This window comes from Bacillus cereus group sp. BfR-BA-01524, assembly GCF_022662595.1.
Lineage (GTDB): Bacteria > Bacillota > Bacilli > Bacillales > Bacillaceae_G > Bacillus_A > Bacillus_A thuringiensis_S.
The window spans coordinates 1-14,935 of record NZ_JAKUDW010000124.1 but is presented as its reverse complement, the minus strand read 5'-3'; the positions used below and the strand labels follow the sequence as shown (position 1 = coordinate 14,935).

The following is a 14,935-nucleotide window of genomic DNA, read 5'->3' as shown; positions in this document are numbered from 1 at the left end:
GGATGAAATACAAGGCTTAATTTTTCGATAGTATTAATGGATATCCCGTGCAACTAGAAAATTTAAAAAATCAAATTTATATGTAATAATTTTCAAAAGTATTTGTTAAGGGTAATAAATGTTTTAAAAATGAAGCAACAAATTGAACAAAAGCGTTATCAAAAAAAAAGAACACAGATCAGTGCTCTTAGAAAGTAGATTATATGGTTTTTGGATTAGTATATAATATCATATGCTTGTTTCTCGTAAGTGTGTAAACAAAATTAAATAAATGAACACATATACATATGTGCGCTTTAAAAAAGTGATAGCTCAAAAGGACTAATTTGCAAGCTGAATACATATGCTGATCCAAACAATATACACATGTTCTCATGCAAAAATAAAAGATTCTTTTATTTTTCCGATAGAAGTACCCTTCCTCAAAAATGGAGTTTAATAGTGAAAGTGAAGTTGATTATTACTGTAGTTTTTAGCTATGGAAGCTTTACAATAAAAAATCAAATAATTGTTCATAAGAAGGAAAAAAGAGCACACCAATTAAATGAGGATGCATAGGAGATTTGCACATATAGTAAAATTTTGACGGTAAAGTTAACGGAATTTTCATTTAAATAAGATGGAAAATGATGTTTTTAACTTATAATAATGTTACTACGATGAAAATACGGCTACTTATTAGTTAATTTAAAATCAATTTTAGATAGGAAGAGGATAATGAAGACCAGAGATAGTTATAAAATTATTGTAATTGGTGCTGGGACTGCAGGACTATCTTCTACTGCACATTTATTACGAAATGTATCCCTATTGAAAGAAAGTATAGCAATTATTGATCCATCAAAAAAACATTACTTTCAACCACTATGGAGTTTAGTGGGCGGTGGAATTGTTTCAAAGGAAAGTACGGTGCGTGATCAAGAATCACTTATTCCTAAAGGCGCAACGTGGATTCCGAAAAGTGTTGTTAAGTTATTTCCGGAAGAAAATAAGATACTTTTAGATGATGGACTACTGCTTGAGTATGAAATTCTTATTGTAGCAGCCGGTATACAAATTAATTGGGAAGGTATTAAAGGTTTAAAAGAGTCTATTGGGACTAATGGAGTTTGTAGCAATTATTCTTATAAATATGTTGATTCTACTTGGAGAGAAATCGAAAAATTTAAAGGAGGAAATGCGATTTTCACGCATCCCAATACTCCTATTAAATGTGGTGGCGCTCCACAAAAAATTATGTATTTAGCAGAAGAGTATTTTTGTAAAATTGGTGTAAAAAACAGAAGTGAAGTAATGTTTTATTCTGCAAATAGTAACATCTTTCAGGTTCCTCGATATGCAAATACTTTAGAACAAGTACTAGAAAGAAAGCACATTATAACGAACTATAATAAAAACTTAGTAGAGATTATCGCTGAAAAAAGAGAAGCAATTTTTGAAGATATGCAAACAATGAAAAGAGAAACAGTACCATATAGTATGATACATGTTGTTCCACCAATGGGACCACCTAACTTTATCAAAGAAAGTGAGATAAGTGATCATCAGGGCTGGATAGATATAAGTCCTTATACCTTGCAGCATGTACAGTATAAGAATATTTTCGGACTTGGAGATTGTACCAATTTACCTACCTCTAAAACTGGAGCAGCAATTCGAAAGCAAATACCTGTCTTAAAACAAAATATTATGGACGTACTTAACGGAAGAGATTTACAGGCTACATATGATGGATATACATCTTGTCCGATTGTTACAGGGTATAAAAGTCTTATACTTGCTGAATTTAACTATAAACATGAGCCCCAAGAAACGTTTCCATTTAATCAAGCGAAAGAACGGTATAGTATGTTTTTACTTAAAAGATATATGTTGCCATATATGTATTGGAATTTAATGTTGAAAGGGATCCTATAGAAGAAGATAAAAAGTGGTTATAAAAATTGAAAAGCAATTTGAAATAACTATTTGGAGGGAATAGCTATGCTTTTAAAATATTTTTATGATGAAAAATTAGCACATGCTTCCTATTTAGTCGGTTGTCAGAAGGAAGGTGTAGCAATTGTAATTGATCCAGGCCGCTATATAGAACAATATATAGAGTTTGCTAAGAAAGAGGGGATGGAAGTAATTGCTGCGGCTGAAACTCATATTCATGCCGATTTTCTTTCTGGGTCTAGAGAACTTTCTACTCTTTTTCATGCAAACTTATATGTATCTGATGAAGGAGATTATGATTGGAAATATCAATATCTTAACGAAGGTCGATACAAATTGGTTAATGAAGGCACAGAGTTTAAAGTAGGCCATATAAAATTTAATGTAATTCACACCCCAGGGCATACGCCTGAAAGTATTTCTTTTTTAGTAACTGATACAAGTCAAAATAATTTTACGAATGATAAACCGATAGGAATTTTCACAGGTGACTTTATATTTGTAGGAGATATAGGTAGACCTGATTTATTAGAAACAGCTGTTGGTATGAAAGATACTGCACAAATAGGAGCGAAACAATTATTTGATTCTATACAAAAAGTAAAAATACTCCCTGATTATTTGCAAATATGGCCATCGCATGGTGCGGGAAGCGCATGTGGAAAAGCATTAGGAGCAATTCCAACTTCTACATTGGGTTATGAAAAGATGTTCAATTGGGCATTTCAGTGTAATGAAGAAAGTGATTTTATATCGACTTTATTGACGGGACAGCCAGAGCCTCCAAAGTATTTTTCATTAATGAAGAATTTAAATAAGTATGGTCCTCCAATTCGTAAGAAGGGAAAGATTACTGCTATTAATACTGTAGAAGAACTACAAGAAGTTATGAGGAGTGTTCAGCAAATAGTTGATATAAGGGATGTAGAGAGTTTTGCTTCTGGTCACATTGAGAAATCAATTAACATACCGTATAACAATTCTCTCACAACTTGGTGTGGATGGTTACTAGATTATAAAACAGAGACTTTAATAATTCTAGATGAGGAAAAGGTTACAGTGGAGGAAGTCATTAGGGACTTTGAATCTATTGGGCTAGATAATATTGTTGCTTTTGCACCTTTAAAAGTAATAAAAAAATTTGATATATTAGAAAGCTACAAGGAAAAAACATCAATTGAATTATATCGGCATATAAAAGATAGAAGTGTTAAGGTTATCGATGTGCGTAGTAAAAAAGAGTGGGAGGAAGGACACCTTCATGATGCAATACATATTACGTTAGGTAATCTATTTGAGAAGATAGATTCTATACCGAAAGATTGCCCAATTGTTTTACAATGTCGAACTGGGTTGCGTTCCGCTATAGCAGCTAGCATTTTACAAAAAGCTGGTGTAAAGGAAGTAGTTAATTTAAAAGGGGGATTTCTCGAGTGGAAAAGGTTTGGATTACCATACGAGAATAAAATTTAACTAGTAATCTCTTGCATAGTGATCAAGGATACCAGTACACATCTCGTCAATATAATCAATTATTTAAAAAATATCAGATGAAGGTAAGTATGTCTCGAAGGGGTAACTGTTGGGATAATGCTTGCACGAAAAACTTCTTCAGTCACTTTAAGGCGGAGTGTTTTCATGTAACCTCCTTCCGTAAAGCGAATGAGGTTACACTTGCGTACGTAAATATATATTTTTATAATCATCAAAGATTTCAAAAGAAATTAAATAACCTGAGTTCTATATTTATATGGACTCAGGTTATTTAGTTGCGCTTTTTAAATACTGTCTACTTGACAGGGATCATCCCTATTGGATGGCTCTTCTTATTTAAAGATATAACTATAGTTAGCAATGTAACCGACAAATTACAAAGAGAAGTAATTGATAATTAAATTGAAATCACCAAGAATATGTAATGTTTTGAAAATTTCGCAGGATAAATATAAAGGAATATAAATGGCCAAAGTCTAGTGAGTAGGTGGAGATGAATTGATTTCGAACAAGGGATTGCAGGAAGCTATAAATGAATGCACTTGAAAAATGTATTGGGTGCTTTAGGCGAACAAGAATTAAACAACTTTAAGAGCCTTACTACAATTTAATATAGCAAGGCTCTTATATGTATATGTCAAAATTAAATAACTGTATTATCAATTTACAAGAGCACATATTTAATTGAGCTCTGAAACCAGTTTTATGTTGAAAGATGAAACAAGATATTTTATACATATTGTTTTAGAATGATATAGTTTGAAAGTCTGATTGTCATGAAAAAATAAAGCACACATATAAGTGTGCTCTTATAAACGCTTTAGATTTGTATGACTAGATAGTCACCATACAATAAAATATTCTTGTTTAATATAAATGTGTATCAAATCTATAAAAACATACGTTTGCATGTATAAGGAAAATTAAATGTTAATGAGCTAGAATTATATTTTTTTAACAAATACAAATGTACATGTAGACAAAGGGTATTGTTAATGAAGATATTTAACCATCTTAGTGAGAGAGTAACAATATAATCTATAAGTTTAGAAGTTTTTTAAACCTTTATTACCATGTTATTTCTCTTCATAAAGCATCAACGCCTATATTTTCAGAATATTCAATATAAATGAGTAAATCGTATCAACTTTACGATAATGATTAAAGAGACTACTAAATAACCCAAACATCAATAGAACAAAGACATATACAAGTATTATGAGTTCAAAAATTCCACGAACTCTAAAAACTTACAAAAAGAGGAGCATAAAATATGAGCGAACAATGTCCGATTAATGTACCATGTCCAGTTGAAGGACAAACTCAAATACCACTGGCTGATCAAGCGGCAGCACCTATCGTTACACCAAATGCATTAATAAAAGTCCCAGTTGTTTTAGCTGAGAGAACAGTTCAAATTGTTGTAGAGGCAAATATTCCTTTAGATCCTCCAGCCGTGGAAATTAAACGTGTATTAAAAAATGTATTTTTAACACAGTGTAAGTTAGTTCCTGTAGCTTTTACACCAGTACCAGGTACGAATTATCGTCGAGTTACAAGAGCGAAACTATTCGTAGAAGGCTATATTCGTAAAAATATTGAATATGCATCCGAGGATTGTAATGGAACTTTATATGATCGTGTTGCTAATGTTAATTTTACTGGATTTGCTGATCTAACAGAAGGTAACTTTTTAACACTACCTTTAATAGCAGCTTCTTCAGATGCAGCTTCTCATTTTATTAATCCTAAGAATGGTGATTTACCTCGTTTGGACAAGTATTTCTTTGAAAATGCAGTATTTTACAATGAGCAACCATATTGTGAATTAATTAGTGCTAATTTTTATGAATTAGATTTTTCACCATGTCCTACAGCTTTAAATGAGTCATTTGACACATTACGTGAAAAAATTGTACTAGATCTTACTTTAAAAGTACTACAGGTACAACAAGTACAAGCGTAAAAATAAAAAAAGACATTGTCTTTGTTGCAAAGGTAATGTCTTTTTTATTATTTTAAAACATATATAATGAACAAAATAGTCATGAGTAATATGCATATCTTATGAAATTCATCGGATAAGGAGCGGATGATGATGAATAAACCCTGGAGGGGTAAGGGAATGGGGCACAAAATTTATAAAATTAAAGAGCTTAATATTCATGATAATTTAAGCCAAAAGGTAAAAAAAGAAGAGAAATTAATTTCTAAATCAGCAATAGGAAGTTCAGTACGTTCCATGATAGTAAAAACTCCATTTTCCATTATTTCTGAAGTATGTAATTTTAGGAGAATTCCTAATATAAATGAAAAAAATCAAGAAGAATTTGTATTTCGTAATGAAGAAAATAAAAGTCGTCGTGAGTTGGAAGCTAAATTACTAAATACAGTATACAATTATTATGGAGAGATTTATTGTAGGTTAGTTTCTTCAAATCTTCATGAAAAGAGAGTGCTTTTAGAATATCCAACTCAAAAAGCGATGGGCACTATTGAAGATGAAGGCATAGAGACAGCTTTGTGGGTTCCTATTCACAGTGTAGAATTAGATAAGAAAAGCAAAGTGGAATTAAATAACTATATAATAGCAAAATTACCAGTAGAAATAGGAAAATACAAAACTGAGATTAGTATACGAGAGAATGTGGTATTTAGAGAAAAAGTCATGGGAATTAAAGAAGTGTCACAGGACATTGTTTTGACGAAAAATGAAATCTTATTACCGCAAAAAATTAAAACAGGACAAAATTTAGTTATAGTTGAAAACGGGAGTTTATTTATAGAAGGCTATATTTTGCAATGTATTGAATATATTATAGAGGAAGGTACATTTTGTGAGAATGTGTACCAGTTAATGCAAAGCATTGTATTAGAATTAGTTGTTCAAATATTACAGGAACAGGAAGTACGAGTGGAAATTACATAATTGATATTAGATTGTATACAAAAGACGACTAAATAGGCGTATATTGTACCTCCAAAATAATTTAAAATAACTTTTACTTAAGTTAATTAGGTGGTTAGAAATTGATAGACTAACTTAAACGAAAAGTGTTGAGCAGTGCACTTTAATTGTATAGCAATATATATAAATGCAATACAGGAATTTACATCAGAAATAATGCGAAAAAATTCAAACGTTTTAACTAAAATTATTTTATTATTAATAATTTCATGTACCGTAATTACTAATAAATCCAATTAAGAAGAAGTGAACCAGGATGAGCTTCCTGCAAAGTGAAAGAATAACTTGCTGCGAAATAATAAAAAGGGTTTGGTCTTAAAGGTCAAATCCTTTTCTGTTTTCAAAATCTTCTTCTGAAATGACTATGAATCCATATCTTTTAAATTGAGCTGTTGTTACGGCGTAACTAGTTTGTTTATTTCCACTAATTACATAAGGCTTATCGTTGATACTCCTACATTTTTCTGCCTCTTTGGTAAGGCATCGAATAATCATTACTAATACCATCGCGATTTCTGATAACTTACATGTAGAGGTATCACTCAATATAACAAAAATGTAATGTTAATGAAATGTAATTCCACCGATACTATTAATGAAATTATATAAAATGAAGGGGAGTTAAAGAATTTTTATAATGAAAAAGGAGAAGTATTAATGCGAAATATATTAAGTGTAGAAAAAATTGAAAAATATTATGGTAATAAAGATAATGTAACAAAGGCTATAGATAATATTAGTTTTAAGGTAGATGAGGGAGAATTTGTTGGGATAATGGGGCCTTCAGGAAGTGGCAAAACTACATTACTTAACTGTATATCAACGATTGATCATGTTACTACGGGGAAAATAATGATAAATAATAGTGACATTACTCGGTTAAAATCAAAGTCATTAGATAAGTTTAGACAAAATGAATTAGGGTTTGTATTTCAGGACTTTAATTTATTAGATACCCTTACTGCTTATGAAAATATTGCCCTAGCGTTAACTATAAAAGGTGAGGCAAGTTCAAAAATTGATGGGAAAATACAAGCGGTTGCAAAATATTTAGGCATTGAACAAGTATTAAGCAAATACCCTTATCAAATATCAGGCGGACAAAAACAAAGGGTTGCTTCGGCAAGAGCTATCGTAACAGATCCATCTTTAGTACTTGCAGATGAACCAACAGGATCGTTAGATTCTAAATCAGCTAGATTATTACTCGAAAGATTTGAAAGTCTTAATAAGGATTTAAAAGCTACAATTCTTATGGTTACTCATGATGCATTTACAGCAAGCTATGCTCGTAGAATTCTTTTTATTAATGATGGTAAAATATTTATCGAGTTGGTAAGAGGAAATGATTCCAGAAAAGAATTCTTTACTAAAATTATCGAAGTTATAACCCTTCTTGGAGGTGACGATAATAATGTACTCTAAGATTGCTATTGGGAATGTAAAGAAAAGTTTTAAAGATTATGCAATATATTTCTTAACACTAACACTGGCTGTTTGTATATTTTATAGCTTTAACTCAATAGAATCACAAAAGGCACTTATGGAAATTAGCGCTTCAGATAGAAAGTATGTGCCTACAGTAATGAACGCTATCTCAAATGTGTCAGTATTTGTATCCGTAATATTAGGTGGTTTAATATTGTATGCAAATAATTTCTTAATTAAAAAACGTAAAAAAGAATTAGGAATATACATGACTTTAGGTATGGGAAGAAGAAACATATCCAGAATATTAGTAACAGAGACATTTCTAGTTGGCGTTATATCTTTAGTGAGTGGACTTATAATAGGTATTGGAGTATCGCAGGGGTTATCTACATTTGCATTAAAGCTATTTGACTTACCCATCAATAAATATAAATTTGCAATTTCAACAGGTGCTATAGGTAAAAGCGTATTATACTTTGGAATCATGTTTTTACTTGTTATGTTATTTAATGTATATGTTGTTTCTAAATACAAAATAATTGATTTGTTAACAGCAGGTAGAAAAAACGAAGATGTAAAATTTAGAAATCCTCTTATCTATGTAATCACATTTATTATGTGTGTAGCATCACTTGGATATGCATATGTGACTGTACTAAAAATCGGATTGAATTTTACTAATCCTATGCTCGTGGTATCAATCATTCTTGGCATATTAGGTACATTGCTGTTTTTCTTTAGTTTATCTGGATTTATATTATATGTTGTAAAGAAGAATAAAAAAGTCTATTTTAAAGGTTTAAATATATTTATCATCAAACAAATAAATAGTAAGGTTAATACAAATTTTATATCCATGTCTGTAATCTGTTTAATGTTATTCCTTACAATGGTGGCTTTATCTACAGGAATCAGCTTTAACAGAATGATGGACGTAACAACGAAAGAAATAACACCATTTGATGCCAGTATTACATTGGAGAATAAGGATGAAAGTTACACTATAGAAGAAGTATTAAATAAAGCTAATTTTAAAATAAGTAATAACGAAAAATATGTATCTTATAATGTATATCGAACAGGGATGGAAGTGGTGGACTTTGTACCAGAACTTAAAGATTATAATAACAGTATAGATTTCATTAAAGTATCTGATTATAATAAAATTTTAAATCTTAAAGGTGAAAAGGAAATCACTTTAAATAACAATGAAATCTTACTTTTATCAAATGAAAGCCGGTTGATTAATTCGATAAATGAAAGATTAAAAAATAGCGATAAGATGAATGTTAAAGAAAAAGAATATTCGGTAAAAAACGCTAAAGTTATACAAGAGAATCTTTACACTTATGATGTGCGAACTAATTACTTCACAATCGTTATAAATGATGAGTTTTTATCAGGCTACAAAATTAGTGATTCCGTACTTAATGTAAATTATTTAGATGGAAATAGAGAAGCATATAATAAAAAATATGATAACGTTGCACGGGGCTTTTATGACGAAAACGGCCCGAAATTAAATATTAATCGTATAGCAGGCAAATCAAAGGATGAAGTTTATGCAGGAAGTAAGGGATTAAAAACTATCGTACTGTTTATTGGGATATATATAGGTATTGTATTTTTAATAACGAGTATGGCTGTATTAGCTCTTCAACAATTATCAGAAGCCAGTGATAGCATAGATCGATATAAATCTTTGAAGAGAATTGGCTCAAACGGAACAATGATCGATAAAACGATTTTCATTCAAACTTTCGTATACTTTAGTCTTCCGGTTTTTCTTGCCATAATTCATTCTATAGTTGGAATTTATCTAGTCAATTATTATATTAACACATTTCAACAAACAGACATTATTTTACCAGCATTGATGACGGGCTTAGTATTTCTTGTAGTTTATGTAGTATATTTCTACACGACATATGTCGGGTATAAAAATATTGTAAAAAGTAATACTTGATTTTATAATGCTTATTAAGGCTATTACACCTTGTTTCTCAAGATGTAATAGCCTTATATTCTGTATAGGGAGGGAAAAGTCATGAAAAAAATCATTCTGATTGAAGATGACGAAATCATCAGAGAAGAATTACAACATTTTTTTATAAAGTATGGATATGAAGTAAAGGCTCCCACAGATTTTAATCATATTATCAAATATATAGAAAGTGAGAATGCAGACCTTATATTACTAGACATAAATCTTCCTGTGTTCGATGGCTATTATATATGCAGAGAAATACGTAAAACTTCAGATGTTCCAATCTTTATGGTTACAAGTAGAGATAGTGATGTAGATGAACTGATAAGTATGAATTTAGGAGCAGATGATTTTATAACAAAGCCTTATAATACAGAAATACTATTAGCAAGAGTAACAAACATTTTAAGAAGAACATCTGGAGATTTCAAGATGAATCATATCTTAATGTATAGGGATTTTAATTTAAATCTTTCAAATGCAACAGTTACTTATCAAGACAAGTCTGTAGAATTAACTAAAAATGAAGTTAAAATACTCTCATGCTTAATAAATAATCGCGGAAATATTGTAAAAAGAGATTCACTTATAGAAACTTTATGGAAATCTGATTATTTTGTGGATGATAGCACCTTAACTGTTAATATAAATAGATTAAGAAAAAAGCTTGAAGAGATAGGTATAGAAAATCCAATTGCAACAAGAAGAAGCTTAGGGTATATAATGCCATGAATATAGGTGAATTTATTAAAGATAAAATAGTAGTAATACTGTCTAATGTACTGGTATATATCATACTAGCAGGTATATTGCTGACTGCGCATGTTCCGTTCATTATCATATTCTTTGTCTTTTGTATTTGGTTTTTTCCATTGATTTCATATATGGCTATAGAATTTATAAGATGTAAAATTTATTATAATGAGATTAACGGTATATTAGAAAACTTGGAGAAAAAATACTTACTTCCAGAGGTAGTAAAGGAAGCAAACTTTATACATGGAAAAAAGCTTAACGCTATACTGAAAGAAGTAAGTAGAGATATGCATGAAAATGTAAATTATTATAGAGATATGCAATTGGATTACAGAGAATATATAGAGACATGGGTGCATGAAATTAAGACACCAATAGCTTCTACAAAGCTTATTATTGAAAATAATCAAAATGAAGTAACGAATAAAATTGACTCTCAAATGGATCGGATTGAGGGGTTTGTTGAACAGGTTCTGTATTATTCTCGAAGCTCTAACGTGAATAAAGACTATATGATAAAGCCAATCAATCTTGATAATGTAGTAAGGAATGTAATTAAAAGAAACTATAGGGATTTTATTCATAAGAGAATAAAATTAGATATACAGGATATTGATGAGATTGTATATAGTGATGGAAAATGGGTTGAATTTATTATTAATCAAATAATAGGAAATTCTATAAAGTACTCAAATAACAAAGAACAAATGATACGTATATGCTCAATTAAGAAAACTAACTCAGTAATACTAACTATAGAGGATAATGGCGTAGGGATAGTAACTAAAGATATAAATAGAGTTTTTGAGAAAGGATTTACTGGAGAGAATGGAAGAAGATTTAGTAAAAGTACAGGAATGGGCTTGTATCTATGCGAAAAACTGTGCTCAAAATTAGGTATGAAAATTACCATTGATTCTGAAGTTAATAAGGGAACTAAGGTTACATTAATATTTCCGTTGTCAGGTATGGTAACTTTTGAACCTTATTTATAAAATAGATGCTGCTATCTTTCCACGAATTTCGTATGAAACTTAAGAACAAACGTAAAACGGTATGAAAAGACTAGAAATTCTCTTCATACCGTTTGTATTATTTAGTCATTTAACATATGGGTATATTTAATTGTGAATCAGATCAATGTTAATCTGGATTAGTCATTACTATTTTTGATGCCCACTAATACTTAACGTAAGATTTGGTTTGGTTGCTATACAGACCTCGCAAGCGAGAAATTGTACACTATATAAAACAGTAAAATAAATATCCGATCCCTTAGCGTAAAAGGAATCGGATATTTTGTGTCTAAATTCTGTTCAAACGCACAGTTTTCTTTTTTGATATTGTGACTCTATGCCCATCAAGCTAAGATTTTTAATTACCTCTAAAGCGGAAAAGTTATTTCTCTACAGTCATTTATGAAAAATTAATCGAATTTCTTTTTTTACAGATGATTAATTTTTAAAAATTATACTCAAGGGTTAGGGTTTTACAATAACTTTTATGAACTATTAATACTTCATAAAAGTTATTGTGAATTTTGTGAATGAGTGTTTTTGACTTTCTACTTTAATAAATCCATGGTGAGCTTCGATAATTGATTTCGCTAGTGCTAAGCCAATTCCAATGGAGCCTTCTTTATTAGAATTTTTTGTTTTGTAAAATCTATCGAATATATATGGCAAATCTTCTGATGCAATACCTTCACCAAAATCTTGAATTATTATTTCAGTATGAATAGGAGAGTTTGTGACTTCAATATAAATAGAACTATTATCATTTGAATGTTCAATGGAATTCTTTAAAATATTTAATAAAGCTTCTTGCATCCAAATACTGTCATGGAAAAGTGATATTTTTTCATTGGTTTTTAAATGTATGTTCATATTTTTTTTATTTAATTTACTGTTCAAACTAGCAATGACCTCATAAATTGTATCAATAATATCAGAGTTTTCTTTTTCAAATAGTATTGCTCTAGCATCTATTTTTGAAACTTTTAATAAATTATGTATTAAAAAGTTGATTCTTGAAATTTGAACATCATTATTGTGTAAAAAATGATATTGTTGTTCATTTAATTTACCTTGTAATAAGATATCATTGTTCACTGTAAGTGTTGAGAGTGGTGTTTTTAGTTGATGAGAAATATCTTGTAAAGTTTGAATTAAAAATTGTTTTTCTTCCATTAAATTATGCATACTTTTTCTAATAACATTTTTCAGTTTATGAAAAGAATTTGCAAGTTTAGCTAGATCACCTTCTCTATTTTCCTTGATATCAATGGTGTAATCACCTTCAATAATTTTATTCGCTGCAGCTGTTACATTTCTAATTTTTAAGAAAAAAGACTTATATTGTAAGTAATTTAGAAAAATTAGGATTAAGCTGAACCCTATTGCTCCAAGGAACATGTATATATTGTTTTGGGATATATGTTTATTTAAATAAGGAAAAAGTCTTGAATCTAATTCAGCAGATAGACCATATTGTTTTAATAGCATTTCTCCATCACTGGAATAATCTTTTTTATTGGCTGTATCATTTGTAAGTGCTTGTATTATTTCGTATTCATTTTCTGGGTTTTGTTCAATTAGTTTTCCAGTAATTTCACTCCAAATAGTAATATAATCATTTTTTAAATGGTCATATAGAATATGAACTGTGATAACTTGATATATAATAAATAAAAAAGAGATTAATGCTAATGTAAGTATATTAATTTTTATTTCTCTATTTATCATTAAATTACTCCTTACTGACGTCTTTATTCCAGAAATATCCGACACCTCTTTGTGTGATTATACAGTCAGGATTTTGTGGATTATCCTCAATTTTACTTCTCAATCTTTTTACATAAACAGAAAGAGTATTTTCATCGAAAAACACTTCACCTTCATCTGCTATTTTTTTCAATATCTCATTTCTTTGTAACACTTTATGAGGATTTAGCATTAACGTTAATAAGAGTTTGTATTCTAAATGTGTTAAATTTATACTTTTCTCATGCTTAAAGGCTCTGGCCGCTTCAACTTCAAGCTGTATATTTTCAGACCTCAATATAGTATTAGAAGCTGTTTTAATTTTTTTTCTTAATTGTACTTTTACTCTAGATAATAGCTCTTTTACCCTGAAGGGTTTTGTTATATAATCATCTCCACCAATATCAAGGCCCATTACTACATTTGCCTCCTCATCCAGTGCTGTGAGAAAAATAATAGGTATATCACCTTTGCTTTTAAGATAGGTACATAAATCATACCCATTTCCATCTGGGAGTCCAACATCCAATATAGCTAAGTCAAATTTATTATTTTCGTATTGGTCTTTTGCATCTTGTACAGTAGAAACTCTTATAACCTCAAGTCCTTCTCCTTTTAGAGTAAACTCAATAGCCATTCCTAGATCGTTATCGTCTTCAACGAATAATACTTTATCCACAGTATCTCTCCTCATTTGTCTTTGATTATGGCAGTATTTTAGATTATGACAGTTATTTTACACGTTGATTGGCTAATTTAAAATAGTTTAGTATGGAAATGGACTTTTAGAGGCTTTTCTGAGTATAAGCATAATACCCAAATCGGCTTAAAGCTTTTCAGTACATAATGAGATACAACAATTACTTAAAGCAGAATGTTTACGTAATTCATACATGTACTTGCTTATATTTTGAAAAACCTTGTAATAGTGTCTTGTTGAATTTGTACGTTTTTATACAATCAGTAATGTTTTGTTTAAGTTATCTTATACAAAAATGTTAAATGAAATTTGAATTCGCATTAATTATGTAAATGAATTTTTAAAAACAGATCATTGAGAATAAGAGCCGAATGGGAGCGGATTTTTGAGAATTTGAAAAGTATGTGTGTACTTAAATAAGTGTATAAAAACCGTTTAATTTTAAAGTATATCTTGATCAGAGTTACGAGTATATAAAAAGTTAGATTTAGTAATCTTACTAAACTGTAAGATTAAAGTATATATAGTAAGACAAGAGTTATTCAATTAACAATTAAAGACGTCTATACTGAAGGTAATCATTCTTTATTAAGACTTGTAGCATTTTAGCCACTGTTTATATAAAGAAAAAACCTACTGTTCTAATCCCAGATTAAACATAGTATATGAGGAGGAAGAAAATGAAAAAGATAATAGGATTTCTAGTAGTAACAGCAATTTTTATAGGTATAGGGTTTGCTGTAAATCGGTATATAAATGGTCCCTCACAACCAGTAAACGGTATCATGGTATCTGGAACGAAAGAAAATATATCAGCTGTTAAAAATCTGTATAAAGATCAAAACGTACGAACAGCAGATTATAGTTATAAATTGGTCACAGAAATAATAAAACAAGAA

11 protein-coding genes and 1 pseudogene are annotated in these 14,935 nt (G+C 29.7%); 10 read left to right on the top strand and 2 right to left on the bottom strand.

Features of this window, described 5'->3' with window-relative positions; translation table 11 throughout:
* Window positions 1-717: 717 nt before the first annotated feature.
* The 9 genes from MR170_RS27170 to MR170_RS27135 all read left to right on the top strand — a co-directional run bounded on the left by MR170_RS27170 (window position 718) and on the right by MR170_RS27135 (window position 11,569).
* Window positions 718-1,917: an FAD/NAD(P)-binding oxidoreductase gene (locus MR170_RS27170; RefSeq protein WP_242310094.1), complete on the top strand. Its 1,200-nt coding sequence runs from the start codon at window positions 718-720 to the stop codon at window positions 1,915-1,917.
* Window positions 1,918-1,983: 66 nt separating this feature from the next.
* Window positions 1,984-3,411, top strand: a complete 1,428-nt coding sequence (locus MR170_RS27165; protein ID WP_098640899.1) for an MBL fold metallo-hydrolase — start codon at window positions 1,984-1,986, stop codon at window positions 3,409-3,411.
* 77 nt (window positions 3,412-3,488) lie between these two features.
* Window positions 3,489-3,707: an IS3 family transposase gene (locus tag MR170_RS32810; protein ID WP_420871663.1), complete on the top strand. Its 219-nt coding sequence runs from the start codon at window positions 3,489-3,491 to the stop codon at window positions 3,705-3,707.
* 998 nt (window positions 3,708-4,705) lie between these two features.
* Window positions 4,706-5,398, top strand: coding sequence for a CsxC family protein (locus MR170_RS27160; protein WP_001294976.1), 693 nt, complete (start codon window positions 4,706-4,708; stop codon window positions 5,396-5,398).
* A 126-nt stretch (window positions 5,399-5,524) separates the two neighbouring features.
* The gene (locus MR170_RS27155; RefSeq protein ID WP_098640901.1) at window positions 5,525-6,361 is read left to right on the top strand and encodes a BC_2427 family protein; all 837 of its coding nucleotides are present in this window, start codon (window positions 5,525-5,527) and stop codon (window positions 6,359-6,361) included.
* Between the two features lie 696 nt (window positions 6,362-7,057).
* Window positions 7,058-7,825, top strand: a complete 768-nt coding sequence (locus MR170_RS27150) for an ABC transporter ATP-binding protein (RefSeq protein WP_098355566.1) — start codon at window positions 7,058-7,060, stop codon at window positions 7,823-7,825.
* Entirely contained in the window at window positions 7,815-9,797 is a 1,983-nt protein-coding gene (locus MR170_RS27145; protein WP_098451815.1) for an FtsX-like permease family protein, read from the top strand. The genes MR170_RS27150 and MR170_RS27145 overlap by 11 nt, the downstream gene beginning before the upstream one ends.
* A gap of 81 nt (window positions 9,798-9,878) precedes the next feature.
* Window positions 9,879-10,550, top strand: a complete 672-nt coding sequence (locus MR170_RS27140) for a response regulator transcription factor (protein ID WP_098640902.1) — start codon at window positions 9,879-9,881, stop codon at window positions 10,548-10,550.
* On the top strand, window positions 10,547-11,569 hold the full coding sequence (locus tag MR170_RS27135; protein WP_242310091.1) for a sensor histidine kinase: 1,023 nt from the start codon (window positions 10,547-10,549) through the stop codon (window positions 11,567-11,569). Before MR170_RS27140 ends, MR170_RS27135 begins: the two co-directional genes overlap by 4 nt.
* 516 nt (window positions 11,570-12,085) lie before the next feature.
* Here the strand turns inward: MR170_RS27135 and MR170_RS27130 are convergent.
* Together MR170_RS27130 and MR170_RS27125 are read right to left on the bottom strand one after the other, a co-directional pair.
* A complete protein-coding gene (locus MR170_RS27130) occupies window positions 12,086-13,318 on the bottom strand; it encodes a sensor histidine kinase (RefSeq protein ID WP_087965824.1) in 1,233 nt (410 codons plus the stop codon).
* Between the two features lie 4 nt (window positions 13,319-13,322).
* Window positions 13,323-14,015, bottom strand: a complete 693-nt coding sequence (locus MR170_RS27125; protein ID WP_016082907.1) for a response regulator transcription factor — start codon at window positions 14,013-14,015, stop codon at window positions 13,323-13,325.
* Between the two features lie 701 nt (window positions 14,016-14,716).
* Between MR170_RS27125 and MR170_RS27120 the strand changes: the two are divergent.
* Window positions 14,717-14,935, top strand: a pseudogene (locus MR170_RS27120) (lipoprotein BA_5634 family protein); the annotation flags it as partial.

What these genes read in the sequence shown, in the direction of transcription:
- MR170_RS27170 (WP_242310094.1), top strand. Translation starts at nt 718, where the DNA reads ATGAAGACCAGAGATAGTTATAAAATTATTGTAATTGGTGCTGGGACT.
- MR170_RS27165 (WP_098640899.1), top strand. Translation starts at nt 1,984, where the DNA reads ATGCTTTTAAAATATTTTTATGATGAAAAATTAGCACATGCTTCCTAT.
- MR170_RS32810 (WP_420871663.1), top strand. Translation starts at nt 3,489, where the DNA reads ATGAAGGTAAGTATGTCTCGAAGGGGTAACTGTTGGGATAATGCTTGC.
- MR170_RS27160 (WP_001294976.1), top strand. Translation starts at nt 4,706, where the DNA reads ATGAGCGAACAATGTCCGATTAATGTACCATGTCCAGTTGAAGGACAA.
- MR170_RS27155 (WP_098640901.1), top strand. Translation starts at nt 5,525, where the DNA reads ATGATGATGAATAAACCCTGGAGGGGTAAGGGAATGGGGCACAAAATT.
- MR170_RS27150 (WP_098355566.1), top strand. Translation starts at nt 7,058, where the DNA reads ATGCGAAATATATTAAGTGTAGAAAAAATTGAAAAATATTATGGTAAT.
- MR170_RS27145 (WP_098451815.1), top strand. Translation starts at nt 7,815, where the DNA reads ATGTACTCTAAGATTGCTATTGGGAATGTAAAGAAAAGTTTTAAAGAT.
- MR170_RS27140 (WP_098640902.1), top strand. Translation starts at nt 9,879, where the DNA reads ATGAAAAAAATCATTCTGATTGAAGATGACGAAATCATCAGAGAAGAA.
- MR170_RS27135 (WP_242310091.1), top strand. Translation starts at nt 10,547, where the DNA reads ATGAATATAGGTGAATTTATTAAAGATAAAATAGTAGTAATACTGTCT.
- MR170_RS27130 (WP_087965824.1), bottom strand. Translation starts at nt 13,318, where the DNA reads ATGATAAATAGAGAAATAAAAATTAATATACTTACATTAGCATTAATC.